Origin of the sequence: Cellulophaga omnivescoria, assembly GCF_001999725.1 — a bacterium.
Classification (GTDB): Bacteria; Bacteroidota; Bacteroidia; order Flavobacteriales; family Flavobacteriaceae; genus Cellulophaga; species Cellulophaga omnivescoria.
In genome coordinates this window covers 112,668-135,738 of record NZ_MDDP01000043.1, presented here as the reverse complement: position 1 = coordinate 135,738, position 23,071 = coordinate 112,668, and the positions used below count along the sequence as shown (strand labels likewise).

General features: G+C 32.3%; 17 protein-coding genes. 10 read left to right on the top strand and 7 right to left on the bottom strand.

The features are described 5' to 3' along the window. Positions 1 to 13 precede the first annotated feature (13 nt). On the top strand, positions 14 to 1,294 hold the full coding sequence (locus BFJ87_RS13740) for an amidohydrolase (protein WP_077405732.1): 1,281 nt from the start codon (positions 14 to 16) through the stop codon (positions 1,292 to 1,294). A 104-nt stretch (positions 1,295 to 1,398) separates the two neighbouring features. Then, positions 1,399 to 2,979 carry an FMN-binding glutamate synthase family protein gene (locus tag BFJ87_RS13735; protein ID WP_077405729.1) on the top strand — a complete coding sequence of 527 codons (1,581 nt, stop codon included), beginning with the start codon at positions 1,399 to 1,401 and terminating at the stop codon, positions 2,977 to 2,979. Between the two features lie 35 nt (positions 2,980 to 3,014). On the opposite strand, the gene BFJ87_RS13730 is transcribed toward BFJ87_RS13735, so the two are convergent. Both BFJ87_RS13730 and BFJ87_RS13725 read right to left on the bottom strand, forming a co-directional pair. Beyond that, the gene (locus tag BFJ87_RS13730) at positions 3,015 to 4,436 is read right to left on the bottom strand and encodes an ArnT family glycosyltransferase (protein ID WP_077405726.1); all 1,422 of its coding nucleotides are present in this window, start codon (positions 4,434 to 4,436) and stop codon (positions 3,015 to 3,017) included. A gap of 10 nt (positions 4,437 to 4,446) precedes the next feature. After that, positions 4,447 to 5,196: a glycosyltransferase gene (locus BFJ87_RS13725; protein WP_245799639.1), complete on the bottom strand. Its 750-nt coding sequence runs from the start codon at positions 5,194 to 5,196 to the stop codon at positions 4,447 to 4,449. Between the two features lie 184 nt (positions 5,197 to 5,380). Between BFJ87_RS13725 and BFJ87_RS13720 the strand changes: the two genes are divergently transcribed. Beyond that, a complete protein-coding gene (locus tag BFJ87_RS13720; RefSeq protein ID WP_077405720.1) occupies positions 5,381 to 6,124 on the top strand; it encodes a hypothetical protein in 744 nt (247 codons plus the stop codon). An 89-nt stretch (positions 6,125 to 6,213) separates the two neighbouring features. Next, positions 6,214 to 6,732, top strand: a complete 519-nt coding sequence (locus tag BFJ87_RS13715; protein ID WP_013622324.1) for a DUF7935 family protein — start codon at positions 6,214 to 6,216, stop codon at positions 6,730 to 6,732. A 73-nt stretch (positions 6,733 to 6,805) separates the two neighbouring features. Here BFJ87_RS13715 and BFJ87_RS13710 read toward each other — a convergent pair whose 3' ends face one another. Genes BFJ87_RS13710 through BFJ87_RS13700 form a run of 3 tightly spaced genes read right to left on the bottom strand, consistent with a single transcriptional unit; the run spans position 6,806 to position 10,673 of the window. After that, positions 6,806 to 7,720, bottom strand: coding sequence for a patatin-like phospholipase family protein (locus BFJ87_RS13710; RefSeq protein WP_077405717.1), 915 nt, complete (start codon positions 7,718 to 7,720; stop codon positions 6,806 to 6,808). Beyond that, positions 7,717 to 8,622: a patatin-like phospholipase family protein gene (locus tag BFJ87_RS13705; protein ID WP_077405715.1), complete on the bottom strand. Its 906-nt coding sequence runs from the start codon at positions 8,620 to 8,622 to the stop codon at positions 7,717 to 7,719. The genes BFJ87_RS13710 and BFJ87_RS13705 overlap by 4 nt, the downstream gene beginning before the upstream one ends. 2 nt (positions 8,623 to 8,624) lie before the next feature. After that, the gene (locus tag BFJ87_RS13700) at positions 8,625 to 10,673 is read right to left on the bottom strand and encodes a M1 family metallopeptidase (RefSeq protein WP_245799638.1); all 2,049 of its coding nucleotides are present in this window, start codon (positions 10,671 to 10,673) and stop codon (positions 8,625 to 8,627) included. Positions 10,674 to 10,783: 110 nt separating this feature from the next. On the opposite strand from BFJ87_RS13700, the gene recG reads away from it, so the two are divergent. From recG to leuB, 5 genes are all read left to right on the top strand, one after another. Next, complete coding sequence (gene recG, locus BFJ87_RS13695; protein WP_077405708.1) at positions 10,784 to 12,889, top strand: ATP-dependent DNA helicase RecG; 2,106 nt, start codon at positions 10,784 to 10,786, stop codon at positions 12,887 to 12,889. Positions 12,890 to 13,034: 145 nt separating this feature from the next. Further along, positions 13,035 to 14,426, top strand: a complete 1,392-nt coding sequence (gene leuC / locus BFJ87_RS13690) for a 3-isopropylmalate dehydratase large subunit (RefSeq protein WP_077405705.1) — start codon at positions 13,035 to 13,037, stop codon at positions 14,424 to 14,426. A gap of 100 nt (positions 14,427 to 14,526) precedes the next feature. Continuing rightward, positions 14,527 to 15,123 (top strand): 3-isopropylmalate dehydratase small subunit, encoded by a 597-nt coding sequence (gene leuD / locus BFJ87_RS13685; protein WP_077405702.1) that lies wholly within the window; start codon positions 14,527 to 14,529, stop codon positions 15,121 to 15,123. A 32-nt stretch (positions 15,124 to 15,155) separates the two neighbouring features. Beyond that, on the top strand, positions 15,156 to 16,673 hold the full coding sequence (locus BFJ87_RS13680; protein ID WP_077405699.1) for an alpha-isopropylmalate synthase regulatory domain-containing protein: 1,518 nt from the start codon (positions 15,156 to 15,158) through the stop codon (positions 16,671 to 16,673). Positions 16,674 to 16,711: 38 nt separating this feature from the next. Next, complete coding sequence (leuB, locus tag BFJ87_RS13675; protein WP_077405696.1) at positions 16,712 to 17,767, top strand: 3-isopropylmalate dehydrogenase; 1,056 nt, start codon at positions 16,712 to 16,714, stop codon at positions 17,765 to 17,767. 67 nt (positions 17,768 to 17,834) lie between these two features. On the opposite strand, the gene BFJ87_RS13670 is transcribed toward leuB, so the two are convergent. Continuing rightward, a complete protein-coding gene (locus BFJ87_RS13670; protein ID WP_077405693.1) occupies positions 17,835 to 19,415 on the bottom strand; it encodes a TPM domain-containing protein in 1,581 nt (526 codons plus the stop codon). Between the two features lie 83 nt (positions 19,416 to 19,498). Further along, positions 19,499 to 20,674 (bottom strand): MFS transporter, encoded by a 1,176-nt coding sequence (locus tag BFJ87_RS13665; RefSeq protein WP_077405690.1) that lies wholly within the window; start codon positions 20,672 to 20,674, stop codon positions 19,499 to 19,501. 238 nt (positions 20,675 to 20,912) lie between these two features. On the opposite strand from BFJ87_RS13665, the gene BFJ87_RS13660 reads away from it, so the two are divergent. Beyond that, the gene (locus BFJ87_RS13660) at positions 20,913 to 23,069 is read left to right on the top strand and encodes a TonB-dependent receptor (protein WP_077405687.1); all 2,157 of its coding nucleotides are present in this window, start codon (positions 20,913 to 20,915) and stop codon (positions 23,067 to 23,069) included. Positions 23,070 to 23,071 lie beyond the last annotated feature (2 nt).

Sequence of the window (23,071 nt, the reverse complement as noted above, 5' to 3'; positions counted from 1 at the left end):
TAACTAGAATTATATGAAAACTAAAAACAAATTTATTTTAACTCTCTTACTTTGCGGTGCTGCCCTACAAGCACAAAATTATAAGTTAGAGAACGATTACAAAAACATAGAAAAAAAGGTTATAGAATGGAGGCATCATTTTCATCAAAACCCAGAACTATCTAACAGAGAATTTAAAACTGCAGAAAAAATCGCTGCTCATTTAAAATCTTTGGGTATTGAGGTACAAACTAAGGTTGCTGTAACAGGTGTTGTAGGTATATTAAAAGGTAAAAAACCAGGCAAAGTAATTGCTTTAAGGGCAGATATAGATGCTTTACCTGTTACTGAACGCAATAATTTACCATTTAAATCTAACGTTACAGATACTTTTTTGGGTGTAGAAACTGGTGTTATGCATGCTTGTGGCCATGATACGCATACAGCAATTTTAATGGGTGTTGCAGAGATTTTAGCTAAAAATAAAGACAAAATAAATGGTACTGTTAAGTTTATTTTTCAACCTGCCGAAGAAGGTGCACCTCCAGGAGAAGAAGGTGGTGCAGCTTTAATGATAAAAGAAGGTGTTATGGAAAACCCTAAAGTAGATGCTATTTTTGGATTACACATTAATTCTGGTACACCAGTAGGTGTTATTAAATACAAAACCGAGGGTATAATGGCCGCAGTAGAGCGTTTTGTTATTAACGTAAAAGGTAAACAAACACACGGTTCACAACCTTGGTCTGGTGTAGATCCTATAGTAATTTCTGCAAAAATTATAGATGGTTTACAAACAATTATTAGTAGAGAATCTAATTTAACTGAAGAAGCAGCTGTTATTACTGTTGGTAAAATTACAAGTGGTGTACGTTTTAACATTATTCCAGAAAGTGCGGAACTTATTGGCACTGTAAGAACTTTAAACCCAGATATGCGTGAGCTTATTTTACGTAGAATGAAAGAAATGACAGAAACTATTGCTAAAGCATATGGTGGTAGTGCAACATTTAGTGTAGAAAGTCAGACCTCTATTACTTATAATGATATTGCCTTAGTAAACCAAATGTTACCAACAATGCAACGAGTTGCAGGGAATAAAAATGTGCAATTAACTAAAGCTACAACTGGCGGAGAAGATTTCTCTTATTTCCAGGAGGTTGTACCTGGTTTCTATTTCTTTTTAGGCGGAATGACTCCTGGAAACAAAGAAGCGTATCCACACCATACTCCAGACTTTAAAATTGATGATAAGGGAATGCTTTTAGGTGTAAAAACACTAACAGAAATGAGTTTAGATTATTTAAATAAATAACCTAAAACCAAACAATAAATGACTTTATATTTGGTTATTTTTGTAATATAATTAATAAACCATATTTAAATTATTTATGGTTTTACTTAACAAATACAATTTTAATGGATTCTTTTTTAAGTTTTATAGCTAACATATCATGGTGGATATGGGTATTATTAGCATTGGCTTTAGTTGCTATACGAGACATTTTTTTTCAGAAAAAGCACACTATTTCTCACAACTTTCCTATTGTAGGGCATATACGTTATATGCTAGAAAGCATAGGTCCAGAAATGAGACAGTATTTTGTGGCTAACAACAGAGAAGAATTACCTTTTAACCGTATAGAACGCGGATGGATTTACGCATCTGCCAAAAAAGAAAATAATTACGAAGGCTTTGGTACAGACAGAGATGTGTATGCACACCAGCATATTTTTGTTAAAAACCAAATGATGGCTTATAAAATTAACGATAACCATCCTAACGCAAAAGACAAAACATTTTTACCTTGTGCTAAAGTAATAGGTGCATACAATAAACGTAAAAAACCATTTAGACCTGCATCTGCAATAAATGTATCTGCAATGAGTTTTGGTTCTTTATCTGCAGCAGCAGTAGAAGCCATGAATATTGGTGTTTTAAAAAGTGGCGCATACCATAATACAGGTGAAGGTGGTTTATCTCCTTACCATAAACAAGGAGGAGATGTAATTTTTCATTTTGGAACAGGTTATTTTGGAGTTAGATCTGAGGATGGTAATTTATCTTTAGAAAAACTAGTTGCTTTAGTAGAAAATAACCCTTGCATAAAAGCTATAGAAATAAAGCTATCTCAAGGCGCAAAACCTGGTAAAGGAGGTGTTTTACCCGGTGCTAAAATAACTGCTGAGTTAGCAGAAATACGTGGCGTAGAAATTGGTAAAGATGTTTTGTCACCGGCTACACATAAAGCTTTTAGTACTGTACCAGAATTGGTAGATTTAATTGAAGAAATAGCAGAAAAAACAGGATTGCCGGTAGGTATTAAAGGAGCTATAGGAAAATTAGATCAGTGGGAAGAGCTAGCAGATATTATGTTAAAAACAGGTAAAGGACCAGATTTTATTACTGTAGATGGTGGTGAAGGTGGTACTGGTGCTGCTCCACCAAGTTTTGCAGATCACGTTTCTTTACCATGGGTTTATGGTTTCTCTAGCTTATACAAACTATTTTTAGAAAAAAAATTAACAGACAGAATTGTGTTTATTGGTAGTGGTAAACTTGGTTTCCCTGCTAAAGCTGCAATGGCGTTTGCAATGGGAGTAGATTGTATAAATGTTGCACGTGAAGCTATGATGAGTATAGGCTGTATACAAGCACAATCTTGCCATACAAACACGTGTCCGGCTGGTATAGCAACGCAAAACCAATGGTTACAAAGAGGCATAAATGTTCCTCTTAAGTCAGATCGTTTAGCTCAGTACTTTAAAAGTTTTAGAAAAGAATTAATAGAGATTACCCATGCATCTGGTTATGAGCATCCTTGCCAATACACTATGGATGACATACAGGTTAACTTAGATGATAACGAGTTAAATAGAAGTTTAGCTTTTACTTATGGTTACAACAAAGCAAAAGTTCCTTTTAATGGTATGCAAGAACTTTATGATTGTGTACACTTAGGCGGAAAAGAATATATGAAAAACGAGCCTAAAAAATAGGCTCGTTTCTTTTTAAATTATAATAGCAAAAGCACTTATTTATTGTACAAATAAAGCCGTGCTTTTTTTGTTGTATCTATTACCTGTAATTTACTTACGTACTTTTTAGGTAAAAGGTAAAACTCTCTTTTATCCGATAAAATATAAAGTTTATCATAAGCCTCTAAAATAGAGTCTATTTTAGCAGGTTTATCTCTGGTGTCTGTAACATTACCCTTATTGTAAAACTGACTAGAATAGGTTTTAGAATCAAGGTACAAAATAGGCGGATTCTTATCAATTTTTAATTCTTCTGATTTAGCTACTAGTAATTTATCAGAGTTCATATATACTTTCCATTGGTCCGTAACCAAAAGTCCTGCACCTGCTATAAAAACTAAAATAGGAAATATAGAACAGGCAATTAGTGCCTTCTTTTTATGCTTGTATTCTGGCCACCAATGTGCAATTAAAAGTGCCATTGGTACTGTAGAAGGCAAAATGTAGGTATGTAAAATATTTTTAGATATGGTAAAGAAAATTGGTGTCCAAAACAACCAAAACAATAAAAACGCTACATACTTATCATCTAAAATGCGCTTTTTAAACTTTACTATTTTTGCCAATACTATATAAAACCAAGGCAAACAAAAAGACAACATAAATACCCAAATTAAACCTAATGGTTGTGTTTTTGGCTGACCATATAAATCTCCGCTCCATCCTGGTTTTAAAAACCTATTAAAATGCTCACCAACTATAAAATAATCTATAAAACCTGGTGATCTTTGTTCTGTTAACAAATACCAAGGCAATGCAATGGCTATAGTAATTAATAAACCAACAATCCAAGGTAATTTACCTAAGTTAGAGAAAAATGTTTTGCGGTTTAACAATAACCAGAAAAACACAGGAGCACCAGTTAACACCAGTACTAATGGTCCTTTGGCTAAAAAACCTAGGCCTAAACCAACAAAAAAGAGATAATTCCAAATTGTTTTTTTGTCTGATGAGATACTTTTCCAGAATGATAGCATAATTAACATTACACTAAAACACAAAGCAGAATCTGTAGAAACCACGCCCATATGAATTAAAAACTCTGGTGTAGTAACTAAAACTAAAGCTGGCACTAACGGAGATACTTTTGTTTTTTTAACAAAATACCCCAGTATAAAAAGCATTGCTACACCTAATAAAAATGATGGTAACCTTGCTGTTAATTCATTTACTCCAAATAGCTCAAAACTAACGGCAGACATCCAAGTAGATAATGGCGGTTTTGCCCAAAAAGGCTCATTATAATCTATTTGCAAAACAACCCATTCCCCTGTTTCTTGCATTAACCTAGATATTTCTGCATACCTAGCTTCTGTTTTATCTAATAAAGGTATGGCCCCTGTAATTATAAACCTAAATACTACGATAGACAATACAGCTATCAGCATATAATTTATGGTAGTTTTCTTATCAGTCATATTTATATTATTATTGTGTTTTATCACCTTCCTTACATATTTTATTAATCTTATAAAGATCTAGCCAGAGCTGAAAAAAATAAGAGGTTTTAACTTTAGAATCTCCTTGATCTACCCATCGTTTTAAAGGAACTTCTAACATTTTTGTTAATGCTTTTTCTTTACCGTAAAATACTACAATTCTATTAAATATTTCTACATCAAAAAGCCAACGAGAAACAAATGGTTTATTAAAAACTTCTAAAGCCAAATCTTTTTTAAATATTTTACAGCCGCATTGTGTATCGTAAACTTTTAAATCTAAAATTGTAGAAATTACTGTAGCTATAAACCTACCAATAAAAAAACGAGATGCTTTGCGCTCTATTGTAGAGCCAAGCTTCATAATTCTAGATCCAAAAACAAAAGAAACATTTTGGTTTATATGGCTTGTTAATGCATAAAACTCTTCTAAAGATGTAGCCAAATCTGCATCTAAATAACCCACAAGTTTTATTTCATAATTTTCACAAGCAAAATTTACTCCGTTTCTAACTGATTCTGCTTTACCAACATTATTGGGGTTTTTATAAACTACAACCTTGGTTGGGTACTGTTTTTCTAAACTTTTTAGTTCTGTATATGTACCGTCTGTAGAGCCATCATCTACAAAACAAATAAGCGTATCTGTATCTTTATTTAGAAAGCCATTATAAACTTTATTTTTAAGTTCTTTAACTTCATTATAACAAGGTATTACTACACAGGTAGTATATGACATATGCAACACTAATTAATTTTGGGGTGCAAGATATTAAAAAACAATATGCCAGTCATTATTACCACACATCTTTACGTTATTATTAAGTTACATATGTATTCATCTCTATTAAATGTAACTTATAAAATATAATTTGTAAGCTAAATTAAATGTTTAAATTTGTCTCTTAAATCTTATACTTTTTATGAAAAAAAATACCCTATCTACCCTACTACTTTTATGTTTTACAATTGTATCTGTTTCACAAAAAAAGAGCGATTTAATTGCACAAATAGATGCACTAAAAGATAGTATTGCGCAAACAAATATAGCCTTAGCAGAAGCAAACAAAGTTGCTAAAGTAAGTGTGGCTGAAGCAGATTTGTATAAAAACCAAGCTACAGAATTACAAAACGCAAATAAATCATTATTAACCAACCTTAAAAACTTTACGCAAGTATCTAGTCAAAATTCTAAAAATATGGCAAGAACTTTAGAAGCTTTAAAGGCTAAGGAATCTCAACTGTCCATTATTGAAGACTATTTTAGTAAAAACGATTCTACTGCTATTGTTATATTAACAAACGCTAAACAGTCTTTAGGCGAAAATGCTAAAATTGCAGTAACCAATGGTGAAGTTGTTATTACAGAGACAGAGCAAAATATATTAGATGCTACTAAAACAAAAGTAAGCGCTACAGGAGAAGCTTTTCTTGAAAAAATATCTAAAATACTAGAGTTAAATATAGACTCTAAATTAACTATAACTAGTACAAGCCCTAGCTTATCTGCATTACAAAATAACCTAGTTAGTAAGTTTAATGTTATTACAGAGCGTATTAGCTTAGAAAGTACTACACAGAATAACAATACTGTTTTGTTTAAAATACATACAGACTATGCTAACTTTTATTTGCGAGTTAGAGAGCATATGAAAAGTATTAACTAATGTGATGTTTGTTGATATTTAATATTCATATAATTTTTATGCAAATTGTGCGTTTTACAACCGTAATCAAACTTTAAATATAACGCGCAATGACAACAGAAATAATATTACAAATGTTTGCCTATTTATTACCAAGTGTAGTAACTGGTATGGTAGCTTTTTATTTTTTTAAAATGCATACTAAAAATGAGGAAGGCAGAAGACGTTTTTTATTACATAAAGATTCTCAAAAAAATACCATACCTACCAGATTACAAGCTTATGAGCGTATGGCTTTATTTTTAGAGCGTATATCTATACCTAGTTTAGTAGTACGTGTTGCTCCTGTTGGTAATGATAAAAATGCATATGAAACTTTATTAATAAAGAATATTGAAAAAGAGTTTGACCACAACTTGTCTCAACAAATATATTTGTCTGATGAAAGCTGGAATATTATTAAAACGGCTAAAAGCGCTACAATACAAACCATACGCAAAGCCGCTATGAGTGAAGCAGATTCTGCAGATAAATTACGTGAAGATATTTTAAATGATACAATGGATAAGGCATCTCCATCTGCTACAGCATTAAGCTACATTAAAAAGGAAATTAGTGAACTTTGGTAAACTTATATCCGTTTTAACTTATACTAAAGACTGCTTTTAAAAGCAGTCTTTTTTTTATAACAACAATTGTTTATTATTTAGAGTTAGGAATGCTAACTTTTAATTTTGCTGCTTTTTTTTCTGCATAACTAAACCCTTGCTCCCACCATTGCGCCATTAGTTTTTTGTTAAAAACCAAAGAGTTTTCTGTTAGTTTTGTTGGAGTATAATACAAGTTTAATTTAACGCCTTTGTGTTTGGCATAAATAACCCCTTCAGAGATATCATGATATTCTATTTGATCTAAAACAAACCCATAAATACTAAGCATTAAAGAAAACGGATTTTTCCCCAATACTTTGTTATGTTCCATTTTTTCTGATTCTAAAATAATGGCATCTACCTCTGTAGCTCCACGTTCTATTGCTTCTCTAATAGGTAAAACACAACCCAAGCCACCATCACCGTACTCATAACCATCTTTTTTTACTAAAGACATAAAAGGTATATAGTTACAGGAAATCCACACCCAATCGCAAAATTCTTCATAAGTAAAATCTCTAATAGACTTATACTCTACTCTATTTTTTGATAAATTAGAGACAGTTACCACAACATCTTTAGACGTGTTTTCTATTATTTGTCTAAAGTCTGATATTGTAAAGTTCTTTTTTATAGTAGAACGCAAAGATCTACTTTCTCCAAATGTTCTTTTGCGCTTTATAAACTGTAATAAAACATTAAAATAATTAATAGAAACAAACTCCCTATCTCCTTTTCGTTTAACCACAAAAGGATTTAAACTAAAAATTTTACGTTGGTTTACATTTGTATACAAATCATACAATAAGCCAACATTGTTTAATGCTAAATGAGAAATTAACAAACTACCTGTAGATGTTCCCACAAGAATATCATAATCTCTATTTTCAATTTCCATTAAATACTGAGCAACTCCACCAGCAAATGCACCTTTACTACCGCCGCCACTAATTACTAATGCTCTCATTCTATATCTATATGGTTGGTTTCTGTATTCTTGTTTTTTGCAAAATTATAACCACTACTCCACCAAGTGGTCATTTTTTTCTCTTCAAAAATAAGAGAATTTGTAGTTAAAACTGTAGGAGTATAATAAAAGTTAATAATTGCATTGTTATGGTTGGCTACAAACTTACCTATACGTATGTTTTGTTGCTCTATTCTATCTGCCATAAAAGCAAACATATTAGTTAATAATGAAAAAGCATTTTTAGATGGCATTCTATTAAATAAATTGGTTTCTGTTTGTAAAATAATAGCATCTACAACTGTTGCGCCTCTTTTTATAGCCTCTTCAATTGGTACCATACTACCTAGTCCTCCATCTGCATATTCGCATCCATTTTTTTTAACTAAGCTCATAAAAGGCGTATAGTTACAAGATATCCAAACCCATTCACAAAACTCATTATAAGTACAGTTTTTAATAGATTTATACTCTACTTTATTTAAAGACAAATTGGCTACAGTAACTACAATCTCTGTATTATTTTTTTTAAGTTGAAGAAACTCTTGCTCCGTAATAGAGTTTTTTATCAGATTTAAAAGGTGATAACTCTCTCCAAAAGTTTTACTACCTCGTAATAAGTTTTTTAACACTTTAAAATGATTAATTGCAATAGTCTCTATACCTTGTTTTTTAGTTATAGTATAAGGGCAAGAGCTAAAAATATCATCTTGATTTACGGATGTATAAATTTTCTTAATTTTTTCAATTTTTTGCAAAGCTAAATGAGAAATAAGCAAGCTACCTGTAGAGGTGCCAATAAACATATGGTATTTGTGCTTAGCATCTTGCAATAAATACTGTGCAACACCTCCTGCAAAAGCGCCTTTACTACCTCCTCCAGAAATTACCATTGCGCGCATAATTACAATCTACTTTTAATGTATTTAAAATCTTCTTTAGATACTTGTGGCTCTAGTTTTAAAAGCATTTTTTTATACTCTTTCTTTTCTAAAATATCATTAACCAAGTTCCTTGCATAACTTTTAAATTGCCAAACAGGGTGGTTGGTTGCGTGTATTAAATCTACTAAATTAGTTTCATCTAAATAAAATAAATCGTTTAAATAAGAAAAAGCCAACTGCCTAGTTTCAAAATACTCTTTTTCACTTGTATAACTTCTTAATTCTTTTAAATAATCATTTTTTAAAGCTACATTATACTCTTTGGTCATAATAGCGAGAGAAAGCCAAAGCAATCTCACATTTTTATTAGAAAAGCCCAATATATCTTTGGTTTCTTCTAAATAAACTGCACGCTTGTCTGGATTGTAAATCCAAAGCTTATAGAGTGCATTTTCTACAGTAGTATAACTTTTATCCGTTAAAAAAGATTCAAAATAGGCAATATCTTCTAAAGTAAATTTTTGCGTATTTAAGAGTAATTTTTGCCTTAATTTAACATCATTAGACTTTAAAATACCGTTTTTAACAGCATTTGATAGGGATTTAGAATAAAATTCTACAATGTATTTTTTTAATTGATTTGATGTTGCCTTGTTCCAATACCTATCTATAATTACACTATTTAGCTCTTTACTAACGGTAAGCTCTTTCTGTAATTTATAAAAAGTAGTTATAGATGATGATGATTTTTTTAAAATTTCCTTTGCCTTATTTGTTGGAAAGTTTTTTGCTGTTAACCAAGTAGAATTATAGTCTTGTAAATTAATACCACTTGCCTGTTCTATACTAAATAAAAAATCTGCTACAGTAACATTTTTGTATTTATGCTTTTCTAAATAGTTTTTTACTCCTTCTTTAAAAGCATTTTTACCAACTAAATCTACTAATGCGTGTAAAGCCCAAGCACCTTTTTCATAAAAGGTTAAACTACTGGCCTTAGGATTTGTTAAGGCTTCTCCTTTATTTTTTTGATTAACCTTATCTAGTTGTAAAGCTGTAGCAAACAGTTTCCAATTAAAGTGCTCTTCTCCCAATACTTCTTTTTCTGCTAAATAGGCATAGTAAGTTGCAAAACCTTCATGTAACCAATGATGATTACTACTAACCTCAGTAACTAAATCTCCAAACCATTGATGGGCTAATTCATGGGCATTTACATTTACATAGTTGGTATCATTATACGCCAGAGAATCTACCACATAAGCATCAGAAAAAATAGTAGTTGTTGTGTTTTCCATACCAGCATATAAAAAATCGCGCACAGGTATTTGTTTGTACACTTGCCAAGGATAAGCAACACCAATTTCTGCCTCTAAAAAATTAAAAATAGCTTTACTGTATTTATAAGTGGTTTCTACTTTTGCTGAATCTTTTGGGTAGTAATACAACTCTAAAGGCACACCAGAAGCAGAGACTTCTTTATGTACGCTGTAATTACCAATTGCAAAGGCTAACAAATAACTAGACATTGGATTTTTCATCCTAAATTCCCATTCCTTTAAGTTATCCTTTACACTAGTTGTTTTTAACTTACCGTTAGCTATAACTTGGTAATTTTTATTAAAAGTAATAGTTAAGTTAAAAATAACTTTCTCATTCATATCATCAAAACTTGGTAGCCAATGGCTTGTATATTTCCCTTGACCTTGTGTCCAAATTTGATTGTTTTTATCATCTTTTTTATTCCAACCTACAAAATACAGTGTCTGTTTTGGTTGTGCTTGATAAGTAAGTTTTAAATTATATTTTTTACCCTTTTTTAGCTTTTTATAAATGGTAATTCTATTTTCATCTACCTTATATTTTACACGCTTATTGTTAAGTAACACTGTTGTAAAGTCCATTTTTTTGGCATCTAAAAAAACAGAATCTATAGTAGCTAACACATTAAAAGTATATGTTACAGTACCGCTAATTTTTTTAGATTGCTCATTTGGTTGTACATCTATATTTGCAGTTAAAAAATCTACATTTTGTTGTTCTTGTGCCTGTAAAACAAAGCATTGCATACAAATTAAAAACAGTATAAAGTATCTAAAAAAAATCATCTTTTTAATTTTCAACCAAAATAAGCATTTTCATCTTTTGTGGTTGTTCAGATTCGGTTTATTTTAGTCCTATGAATCCTAATTATTTACAAACTCCTATTGCATACCTAAAAGGTGTTGGGCCAAGTAGAGCCCAAACCCTACAGAGTGAGTTGGGTGTATATACCTATCAGGATTTACTTAATCTTTTTCCTAACAGGTATCTGGATAAAACCCAATACTATAAAATTAGTCAGTTACAGCGCAACAGTGCAGAGGTACAAGTAATTGGTAAAATTATACATTTAAAAGCTGTAGAACAAAAAAGAGGAAAAAGGCTAGTTGCCACTTTTGTAGATGATACAGGTAAAATGGAACTAGTTTGGTTTAGAGGCCAAAAATGGATTAAAGAAAATATTAAACTAAATGTGCCTTATGTAATTTATGGCAAAACAAATTGGTTTAATGGTACATTTTCTATGCCTCACCCAGAAATGGAATTATTAGAAGACCACAAAAAGGGGCTTAAAGTTAGCATGCAGCCTATATACCCTTCATCAGAAAAACTAACTAACAAAGGCATTACAAATAAAGTAACAAGCAAACTTTTACAGCAGTTATTTATAGATACAAAAGTACAGTTTGTAGAAACTTTACCTGCTAGTGTATTAAAAGATTTAAAATTAATAAGTAAAAGTGATGCGTTACTGAATATACACTTCCCTAAAAGTCAGCAAGATTTAGCAAAAGCACAATTTAGGCTAAAGTTTGAAGAGTTGTTTTATATACAATTACAACTTATTGCTAAAAAAATGGTGCGTAAAAATAAAATTAAAGGCTTTCCTTTTAACGCTGTTGGCACCTATTTTAGTGACTTTTATAATAATTATTTACCTTTTGAGCTTACCAATGCTCAAAAACGTGTTGTAAAAGAAATTAGGGCAGATTTGGGTAGTAACGCACAAATGAATAGACTTTTACAAGGAGACGTTGGCTCTGGTAAAACCATTGTGGCATTAATGACAATGTTATTGGCTTTAGACAATGGTTTTCAGGCGTGTTTAATGGCACCTACAGAAATTTTAGCCACGCAACATTACAACGGAATAACGGAGTTGTTACAAGGTTTAAATATTAAAGTATCTTTACTAACAGGTTCTGTAAAAAAATCGGCCCGAAGAATTATACATGAAGAACTAGAGAGTGGCGACTTACACATTTTAATTGGCACTCACGCACTTTTAGAAGACAAAGTACAGTATAAAAATTTAGGACTAGCAATTATAGATGAGCAACATAGATTTGGAGTAGCGCAACGCGCAAAATTATGGCGTAAAAACACAATGCCTCCTCATATTTTGGTAATGACGGCCACACCAATCCCTAGAACATTAGCTATGAGTTTGTATGGTGATTTAGACATTTCTGTAATAGATGAACTACCACCAGGACGTAAACCAATAAAAACTGTGCATAGGTTTGATGCAAACCGTTTAAAAGTTTTTAGATTTTTAAAAGATGAAATAAATATAGGAAGACAAGTGTATGTAGTATATCCATTAATAAAAGAATCTGAAGCTTTAGATTATAAAGATTTAATGGATGGTTATGAGAGTATTGCTAGAGATTTTCCGGCTCCAAAATACCAAATATCTATTGTACACGGGCAAATGAAACCAGATGATAAAGAGTTTGAAATGCAACGCTTTATTAAAGGAGAAACTCAAATTATGGTTGCCACAACTGTTATAGAGGTTGGTGTAAACGTACCCAATGCATCTGTAATGATTATAGAAAGTGCAGAACGTTTTGGCCTATCTCAATTACACCAATTGCGTGGCAGAGTTGGTAGAGGTGCAGACCAAAGTTATTGCATTTTAATGACTGGTCATAAACTATCTGAAGACGCAAAAACAAGACTAGAAACTATGGTACGCACCAATGATGGTTTTGAAATTGCAGAGGTAGATTTAAAACTACGCGGTCCAGGAGACATTATGGGTACACAACAAAGTGGAGTTTTAAATCTTAAAATAGCAGATATTGTAAAAGATAATGACATTTTACAAACAGCTAGGCATTATGCTATTAAAATTTTAAAAGAAGACCCTAGCCTTAGCCACCCCAATAATAACGTGGTTTCACAAGCTTACGCGCAACTTGTAAAGCATAAAAACATATGGACCTACATAAGTTGAACATCGTAATTTAAAATCATCTTTTAACAATTAATTTATGGTATTCTTTATTTTTGAGAGTTAGAGGTTTTACACGGTTTGTAAAACAAGATTAGAGTAAAACTACCCTATTCTTTTGCTAAACTAAGATGAAAATAAATAATACATGAAAACACTGTTTGACAAGGTGTGGGATTCCCACGTAGTAAGAAAAATAGAAAACGGACCAGATGTTCTTTTTATAGATCGCCATATGGTACATGAAGTTACTAGTCCGGTTGCTTTTTTAGGATTAAAAAGTAGAAATATTGGCGTAAAACACCCAGAAAAAACATTTGCTACTGCGGATCATAACACACCAACTATTAATCAGCACTTACCCGTTAAAGATCCTTTATCTGCTAACCAATTAAAAGCATTAGAAGAAAACTCTAAAGCTCACGGTATTAGTTATTGGGGATTAGGTCATGAAAAAAACGGTATTGTACACGTTGTTGGTCCAGAATATGGTATTACACAACCAGGAGCCACTATTGTTTGTGGAGACTCACACACGTCTACACACGGTGCCTTTGGCGCTATTGCATTTGGTATTGGAACATCTGAGGTAGAAATGGTTTTAGCTACACAATGTATTATGCAACCTAAACCAAAAAGTATGCGTATTAACGTTGTGGGTAACCTAAATAAAGGGGTAACACCTAAAGACGTTGCTTTATACATTATATCTCAACTTACCACATCTGGTGCTACAGGCTACTTTGTAGAATACGCAGGTGATGTATTTAAAAATATGACTATGGAAGGCCGTATGACGGTTTGTAACCTTAGTATAGAAATGGGTGCCCGTGGAGGTATGATTGCTCCTGACGAAAAAACATTAGAATACGTTAAAGGAAGAGAGTTTACACCAACTGGTGCTGCTTGGGATAAAGCAAAAGCATACTGGGATACTTTATACACAGAAGAAGACGCTACATTTGATAAAGAACTTACTTTTAAAGGAGCAGATATAGAACCTATGATTACCTATGGTACTAATCCTGGTATGGGAATGGGTATTGGCAAAGATATACCAACTGCAGAGAGTTTAGAGGGTGGTGTATCTACCTATAAAAAGTCTTTACAATATATGGCTTTTAATGAAGGAGATTCTATGATTGGTAAGCCAATTGACTTTGTGTTTTTAGGAAGCTGTACTAACGGAAGAATTGAAGATTTTAGAGCTTTTACAGAAATTGTAAAAGGCAAGCAAAAAGCGCCAAATGTAACTGCGTGGTTGGTGCCGGGCTCGCATAAAGTAGAAGCAGCTATTAAAGAAGAAGGTTTATTAGATATTTTAACAGCTGCTGGTTTTGAGTTAAGAGAACCTGGTTGTTCTGCGTGTTTAGCTATGAATGATGATAAAGTACCAGCTGGTAAATATGCCGTAAGTACATCTAACAGAAATTTTGAAGGTAGGCAAGGTCCTGGATCTAGAACATTGTTAGCTTCCCCTTTAGTAGCTGCCGCTGCTGCAGTAACAGGTAAGGTTACAGACCCTAGAGAATTGCTATAAACCGTATGAGATTATATAGTTTAACTCTCAATTTAAAGCTTAAAAACAATATTTAAAATATTACAATGGCCAATAGCTATTGATAAAAACTAAATTTAAAATGGCATACGATAAATTTAATATCCTAAAAAGTAGTGTTGTTCCGCTACCAATAGAAAACGTTGATACCGACCAAATTATACCAGCAAGATTTTTAAAAGCTACAGAACGTAAAGATTTTGGAGATAATTTATTTAGAGATTGGCGCTACAATGCGGACAATTCTCCTAAAAAAGATTTTGTTTTAAACCAAGATAAATACTCTGGTAAAATACTAGTTGGTGGTAAAAACTTTGGTTCTGGTTCTTCTCGTGAGCACGCAGCTTGGGCTGTATATGACTATGGTTTTAGATGTGTAGTATCTAGTTTTTTTGCAGATATTTTTAGAAACAACTGTTTAAACGTTGGTGTATTACCTGTACAGGTTTCTCCTGAATTTTTAGAAAAAATATTTGCAGAGACAGAAAAAGACGCTGACTCACAAGTAGAGGTAAATTTACAAGAACAAACAATTACTATTGTTAATACTGGCGACAAAGAATCTTTTGACATTAATGCGTATAAAAAAGAAAATATGCTTAATGGTTTTGATGATATTGACTACCTGTTAAATATGAAAGAAGAAATTACAGCTTTTGCTGAAAATACTCCTTTGTAATTTAATACGTACCAGAATAACCCGCCAATACTATAATGAAAAGAAAGATTGAAATAATGGATACCACACTCCGTGATGGTGAACAAACCTCTGGAGTGTCCTTTTCTGTTTCTGAAAAATTAACTCTTGCTAAATTATTATTAGAAGAGTTAAAGGTTGATAGGATTGAAGTTGCATCTGCACGTGTGTCTGATGGTGAACTGCAAGCTGTACAACAAATTACAAGTTGGGCAACTGTACACAACTACATTAACAATGTAGAGGTTTTAACTTTTGTAGATAAAGGTGTATCTATTAAATGGATGCAAGATGCTGGTGCTAAAGTGCAAAACTTATTAACCAAAGGATCTTTAAATCATTTAACTCATCAGTTAAAAAAAACACCAGAACAGCACTTTAAAGAAATTAAAGAAACTATTCTTCTTGCTCAAAATCATCAAATAGAAACAAATGTATATTTAGAAGATTGGAGCAACGGTATGCGAAATTCTAAAGCATATGTGTATCAGTTTTTAGATTTTTTATCTCATCAACCTATAAAAAGAGTTTTATTACCAGACACATTAGGTGTACTAACACACACTGAAACATTTACGTACATCTCAGAACTGGTAAAAAAATACCCAAACCTTCATTTTGATTTTCACGGTCATAACGATTATGATTTAAGTGTTGCTAACGTAATGGAGGCTATTAAAGCTGGTTGTCACGGTTTACACCTAACCATTAACGGTATGGGAGAACGTGCCGGTAACGCACCAATGGCAAGTGTTGTTGCGGTAATTAATGATTTTTTACCTGATGTAGAAATTGATTTAAAAGAAACATCTTTATACAAGGTAAGCAGACTAGTATCTACATTTACTGGTTTTGGTATTCCTGCAAACAAACCTATTGTTGGCGAAAATGTGTTTACACAAACCGCAGGTATTCATGCAGATGGCGATAGCAAAAAGAATCTTTATTTTAATGATTTGCTTCCTGAGCGTTTTGGTAGAAAAAGACAATATGCCTTAGGAAAAACATCTGGCAAGGCTAATATTTTAAAAAACTTACAAGAGCTAGGTCTTACACTAAATGATGATGATTTAGGAAAAGTTACACAACGAATTATTGAGTTGGGTGATAAAAAGGAAAAAGTAACTAAAGAGGATTTACCTTATATAATTTCTGATGTTCTTGATAGTGATAGTTACCAAGATAAAGTTATTGTAAAAAGCTATGTGCTTACCCATTCTAAGGGCTTAAAACCAAGCACAACGGTTGCCGTAGAAATAGAAAATGAATTGTTTGAAGAAAATGCGCAGGGAGACGGACAATTTGATGCTTTTATGAATGCAGTTACCAAAATTTTTAAAACTAAAAAAATTCAGCTTCCTAAATTAATAGATTATGCTGTGCGTATACCACCTGGCAGTAATTCTGACGCACTTTGTGAAACCATTATTACATGGCAAAATGGAGAAAATGAATTTAAAACACGAGGTTTAGATTCAGACCAAACTGTATCGGCAATAAAAGCAACAGAAAAAATGTTGAACATTATTTAGCAGAATTAAAATAATAAATTAAAGAGAAAAATATACTTATGAAATTAAATATAGCACTATTAGCAGGAGACGGTATTGGTCCAGAAGTAATAGACCAAGCAGTAAAAGTATCTAATGCTATTGCAAAGAAGTTTAATCATGAAATTAATTGGACACCAGCATTAACGGGTGCTGCAGCCATTGACGCAGTTGGAGAACCTTACCCAGATGAAACACATGCTATTTGCGAAGCTGCAGATGCTGTCTTGTTTGGTGCTATTGGTCATCCTAGGTTTGACAATGACCCATCTGCCAAAGTAAGACCAGAACAAGGTTTGCTTAAAATGAGACAAAAATTAGGTTTGTTTGCTAATGTTAGACCAACATTTACATTTCCTTCTTTAATAGATAAATCTCCCTTAAAAAGAGAGCGTATAGAAGGTACAGATCTTATTATTTTAAGAGAACTTACGGGCGGAATTTATTTTGGAGAACGCGGACGTAAAGACAATGGCGATACTGCTTTTGATACTTGTACATACACAAGAGCAGAAGTACAACGTTTGGCTAAAAAAGGATTTGAATTGGCTATGACGCGTTCTAAAAAGCTTTGTTGCGTAGATAAAGCAAATGTTTTAGAATCTTCTAGATTATGGAGAGAAACTGTACAAGCAATGGAAAAAGAATACCCAGAGGTAGAAGTTTCTTATGAGTTTGTAGATGCTGTGGCAATGCGTTTGGTACAATGGCCAAACTCTTATGATGTTATGATTACTGAAAATCTTTTTGGTGATATTTTAACTGATGAAGCTTCTGTTATATCTGGCTCTATGGGATTAATGCCATCTGCATCTGTAGGTGAAAAAGCAAAGTTATATGAACCTATACACGGATCATATCCGCAAGCAGCTGGTAAAGATATTGCAAACCCTTTAGCAACAGTTTTATCTGCCGCAATGTTATTTGAAGATTTTAAATTGGTTGAAGAAGCACAAGCTATAAGAGATGTTGTAAACAAATCTTTAGCCGAAGGTATTGTTACTGAAGATTTATCTGAAGGAGCAAAAGCATACAAAACCAGTGAAGTTGGAGATTGGTTAGCTAAAAACGTATAATCTTAGTACAATTATATAGTAGTTTAAAAGCCTCTAAATGTATTATTAGAGGCTTTTATTTTATTTATTACCAGCTAACTCCGCTACCACCACCACCAGATCTACCACCGCCAAAGCTTGAAGATGATGAAGAGGAAGAAGATGATGAAGAATAACTACTACTTGAGGAACTAGAACTGCTTGATGAACTAGAGCTTTCTCTTACCAATTTAGCTAAAATAGCTATGTTAGATGTTTTATCATTACAATTTTTACATTCGTAATAGTCTACACGCTCTCCTTCTCTATCATAAGTTGGCCTTTTAGTAACTACAGACCTTGTTTTTCCTTTAGTCTTATAATTACATTGGTAACATTTTGAGTATTTTCTACTAGAATTACCATCATATTTCAATATTAAAATATCACTTTTATCTTCTGTTACCCAAACATCATAATCTACAGAATTTATATTTTCTTCTACTATTTCACCTTCTTTTAAAAAATCTCTTTCTTTCTTAGAATCTAATAAAATTAAAGGTTTACCATTTACCTTACTAAATCTTGGGTCGTACCTATACTGCTTTAACCTTGTCTTTATAGTTTCGTTTATTCCCCATAACGGAAAAGGAAATAAGAACGCAAAACATCCTATTTCAACTTTTTTAAGACTATTATATTTATCATAATAATCTTCTTTAGATGCATCTATAAATTTAATTTTAAGAGAATAATAAATGGTAAGAAAAATTAAGAAAAATACATATAGTACTGAAAAAAGAACCCATTTGTTTATTGCTAGTATGTCGTCTATAAATAATAAAAATGCAGAATCGCCATTATCTACTTCATAGGTAATATCATTAGAATATATGTAATCTATAGCATCTGGATTTTCTAAAAATTCTTTAACCCTGTCTACCGCCTTTAAAAGTCCCTCTCCATAATTACCTTCTTTAAAAAACGGAACAATTTCATCTGTACCAATTCTGTAACAAATATTATCTGTTAATACAGCCTCTAAGCCATAACCCGTCTCAAACTCGGTTCTACGCTGGTCTATTACCGTTAAAATTAGCAAGCCGTTGTCTTTATCAGCTTTGCCAATTCCCCATTTATTAAAAAGTTTTGTCGCAAATTTTTTAGGTATTTCATCACCTATACTTTTAACAACAACAATGGCAACTTCTGCAGATGTATTCCTTTCTAACTCAAATAATACTTTATTAATTTCTTCTTCGTAAATAGCAGAAATATAACCATCAGGATCAGATACGTAGCCTAAAACACCCTCTCCTCTAGGTTTAGGAATTTCTAATATAGAGTAATAATCTATTTCCCTATTTGAATATGTTGGCGCCGTAAAAACAGGATATTTGTAAGGCCCGTTAGTTTGTTTAGTTAGTGTTGCTTCATCAGAAGCTACATTCTCAACTATTTCTTCAGGTATTTCTACATTTGTTATATAATCTTCATTTTCAGCAACTTCAACTTTCCCTTCTTCCTTTTCTTCAATTGTGTTTAACTCTATAACTATTTCATCAATTGAATCATCATAAATTACTGCTTCTTCAATTGCAGAATAATCTATTTCCTCTTTGTTTTGGTCTTTACAAGATGTAACTAATAAAAGAAACAAAAAGAAATAGCAATAGTGTTTGAATATCATAAGTTAGTATTATATCAAACTAAACTAGAAATAAAAAGTAAGGCAAGCAAACTAAAATTATTTAGGTGTTGATCATTACTGATCTATGATTTTCTTTTTTGTCTTCTACTAATTACAATTCCTACAGCCATTAATACTCCTGTACTAGCTAACACAGCCCCTAAATAACTAGAAGATACCACACTATATCCCATTGCAATAGGTAAGCCTGCTAAAAACGCACCAGAAGCGTTACCCATATTAAATGCACTTTGGTTCATAGACGAACCTAACATTTCTGATCCTTTAGAGGCATTAATAATTGCCATTTGTAAAGGTGTTACCACACTAAAAGAAATTGCGCCAATAATAAATGTAAGTATTAAAACTAAAACCGGACTAGCAGCCACTAATGCATTAATTATTAAAACAGTTGCCATTAAGCCTAAGCTTGTAATTACAGCTCGCATTGGGGATAGCTTTTCTGTTAGTTTTGCTCCCAAAAAATTACCAGCTACCATACCTAAACCAGCTAAAATCATAGCATAGCCAATCATATACTCTGGGTATTTAGTAACATCAGTTATTAACGGTGCTATATAACTGTACCAAGCAAAAAAGCCACCTGTACCTATGGTCGTAAGTAGTATTAAAACCCAAAGTTCTACTCTTTTAAAAATCTTAAAATCTTCTTTAATGCTTACCTTAGAAGCAGGTTGTAGCGTGGGCATCCAAAAATAAACGGTTACCATTGCCAATATACCTACAACACCTACCATCATAAAAGCTACATTCCAACTAAAATGATGTCCAAAATATGTACCTATTGGTACACCAATAACATTAGCTATAGTTAGCCCCGCAAACATAATTGCCATTGCTTGAGGTTCTTTACCAGGGGCAGCCAATTTACCTGCTACAACAGCCCCTATGCCAAAAAAAGCACCGTGTGGTAAGCCAGATAAAAACCTAAAAATTAGTAACGACGTATAATTATCTGCAAAAGCAGACAGTGTATTAAAAACTGTAAACCACAGCATTAAACCTAATAACATTTTATGAGACGGCCACTTACTGCCAAGACTAGAGAGTATTGGTGCGCCAACAACAACACCTAATGCATAAATAGCAATAAAATGACCAGCCTCTGGTATTGTTATGTGTAGTGCATTTGCTACATCTGGCAAAATTCCCATAATAACAAACTCCGTCATTCCTATGCCAAAACCGCCTATTGCTAAAGCTATTAACGCCTTTTTGTTCATTTTTTTCGTGCTCATTTTTTTCTAGGTCTTTCTATAGTAGCTAGATAGCTCTTTTTAGATGAAATAAGCAAACAAAGGTAACTAGAATACTACCCAATCTTGTATGCAGTATTAACACATTTATGTTAATTAATATATAAAAAACAACTGGTCTGTAAAATTCTACAATTGGGTATTTCTTTTTGTCAGAATAACTCTCACTAATAGACATTTGCTTCATCAATCAACAAAAAACATTTAAACTTTTTTTAAAATGAAACAACTATTTTTTTTACTCTTTGTGCTTACAACTTGTTCTTTATTTGCACAAACAACCATAAGTGGTATTGTAACAGATAAAAAAGGAGCGCCTATTAGTGGTGCCAATGTGTATTTAGATGGTACTTATGATGGTACTGCAACTATAGACAATGGAACATTTACATTTACCACTGAAGAAACAGGAGAACAAACTTTAATAGTATCCTTTATTTCTTTTGAAACTTATAGTACAACTAACTTGGTTAAAAATTTACAAAATTTAACAATAAAACTTAAAGAAGATGTAAATACTTTAGATGCTGTAATTGTTAACGCAGGCGCTTTTAAAGCAGGTGAAAATGCAAAAGTTACAGCATTAAAACCGTTAGATGTTGTTACTACAGCTGGCGCTATGGGTGATTTTGTTGGAGCTTTACAAACCTTACCAGGCACCTCTAACGTTGCAGAAGATGGACGCTTGTTTGTACGCGGTGGTGATGCCGAAGAGACACAAATTTTTGTAGATGGCATGCGCGTATTTAGTCCATACTCACCTACAGCAAATAGTATACCTACAAGAGGTAGACTATCTACTTTTTTATTTAAAGGTATTACTTTTTCTACTGGTGGTTATTCGGCAGAATACGGACAAGCATTATCTAGTGTTTTACTTTTAAATAGTATTGATGAGCCAGAGGAAGAACGTACAGACATATCTTTAATGACTGTTGGTTTAGGTATAGGAAATACACAAAAGTGGAAAAAAAATTCACTTAGTATAAATGCATCATACATAAACTTACAACCGTACCAAGAGCTTTACCCAGACAATAATGAATGGCATAAACCGGTACAGTCTTTTGGTGGTGAAGCTGTATACAGACATAAAATTAATACTAATGGTTTACTTAAGCTATATGGAGCATTTAGCACTGTAAATTTTGATGTAACACAACAAGATATAAACATGCAAGAAGGTATACGTTTTGGTATGAAAAATAGAAATTTATATTTTAATGCATCCTATAAAGACTTTTTAAAAAATGATTGGAGCATACAAACTGGCTTGTCTTATGCCAATGATTATTCTGATTTAGATATTATAGACGATAGTGTACAAGACACAGAAAACGCTGCTCATTTAAAATTAAAGTTAAGTAAATTTTACAACAGCAGATTTCGTTTAAATTTTGGAGCAGAATATTTTATTACAAGTTTTAATGAAGACTATACTGCATTAAATGAGGATACTTATAATTATACGTTTAATAACAATATAACTGCATCTTTTGCAGAAGCAAATATTTTCTTCTCTAAAAAACTGGCAGCGAACATAGGTTTACGCGGCGAGTATTCTAGTTTATTAAATGAATTTACCGCCTCACCTAGAGCTTCTGTAGCATATAAATCTGGTGCTAATTCTCAGGTATCATTAGCATATGGGCAATTTTACCAAAACCCTAAAAATGAATATTTAAAATTTAACACCAATTTTTCTGCAGAAAATACATCACATTTAATTGCCAATTATCAATATGTAAAAAACAAGCAAATATTTAGGGCTGAAGCTTATTACAAAGATTATAACAAGCTTGTTAAATACAACACAGAGCAACCACTACCAACAGCAAACTATAGCAATAATGGTGGTGGTTTTGCTAAGGGTTTAGATATATTTTGGAGAGATAATAAAACTATTAAAAATACAGAATACTGGGTGTCTTATTCGTATTTAGATACGGAACGAGACTATAAAAATTATCCGACCAGAGCTACACCTAGTTTTGCATCGCAACACAACGCTTCAGTAGTTCTAAAACATTTTATTAGCGATTTAAAAAGTCAGGTTGGATTAAGCTATAATTTTGCTTCTGGGCGTAACTATACAGACCCAAATAAAAGTGGTTTTTTAAATAGTAAAGCAAAAAATTACAATGCTGTAAATGCCAATTGGGCATACTTAATTAGTCCACAAAAAATACTTTATTTTTCTGTTAGCAATGTATTTGGTACTCAAAATGTAAACGGCTATCAATTTAAAAACCAAGCAAATACCAACGGCATTTTTGAAAGCAGAACTATTAAACCAGCTGCTGACCGTTTCTTTTTTGTTGGTTTCTTTTGGACCATTAGTGATAATAAAAAAGATAACCAGTTAGACAATTTATAAAT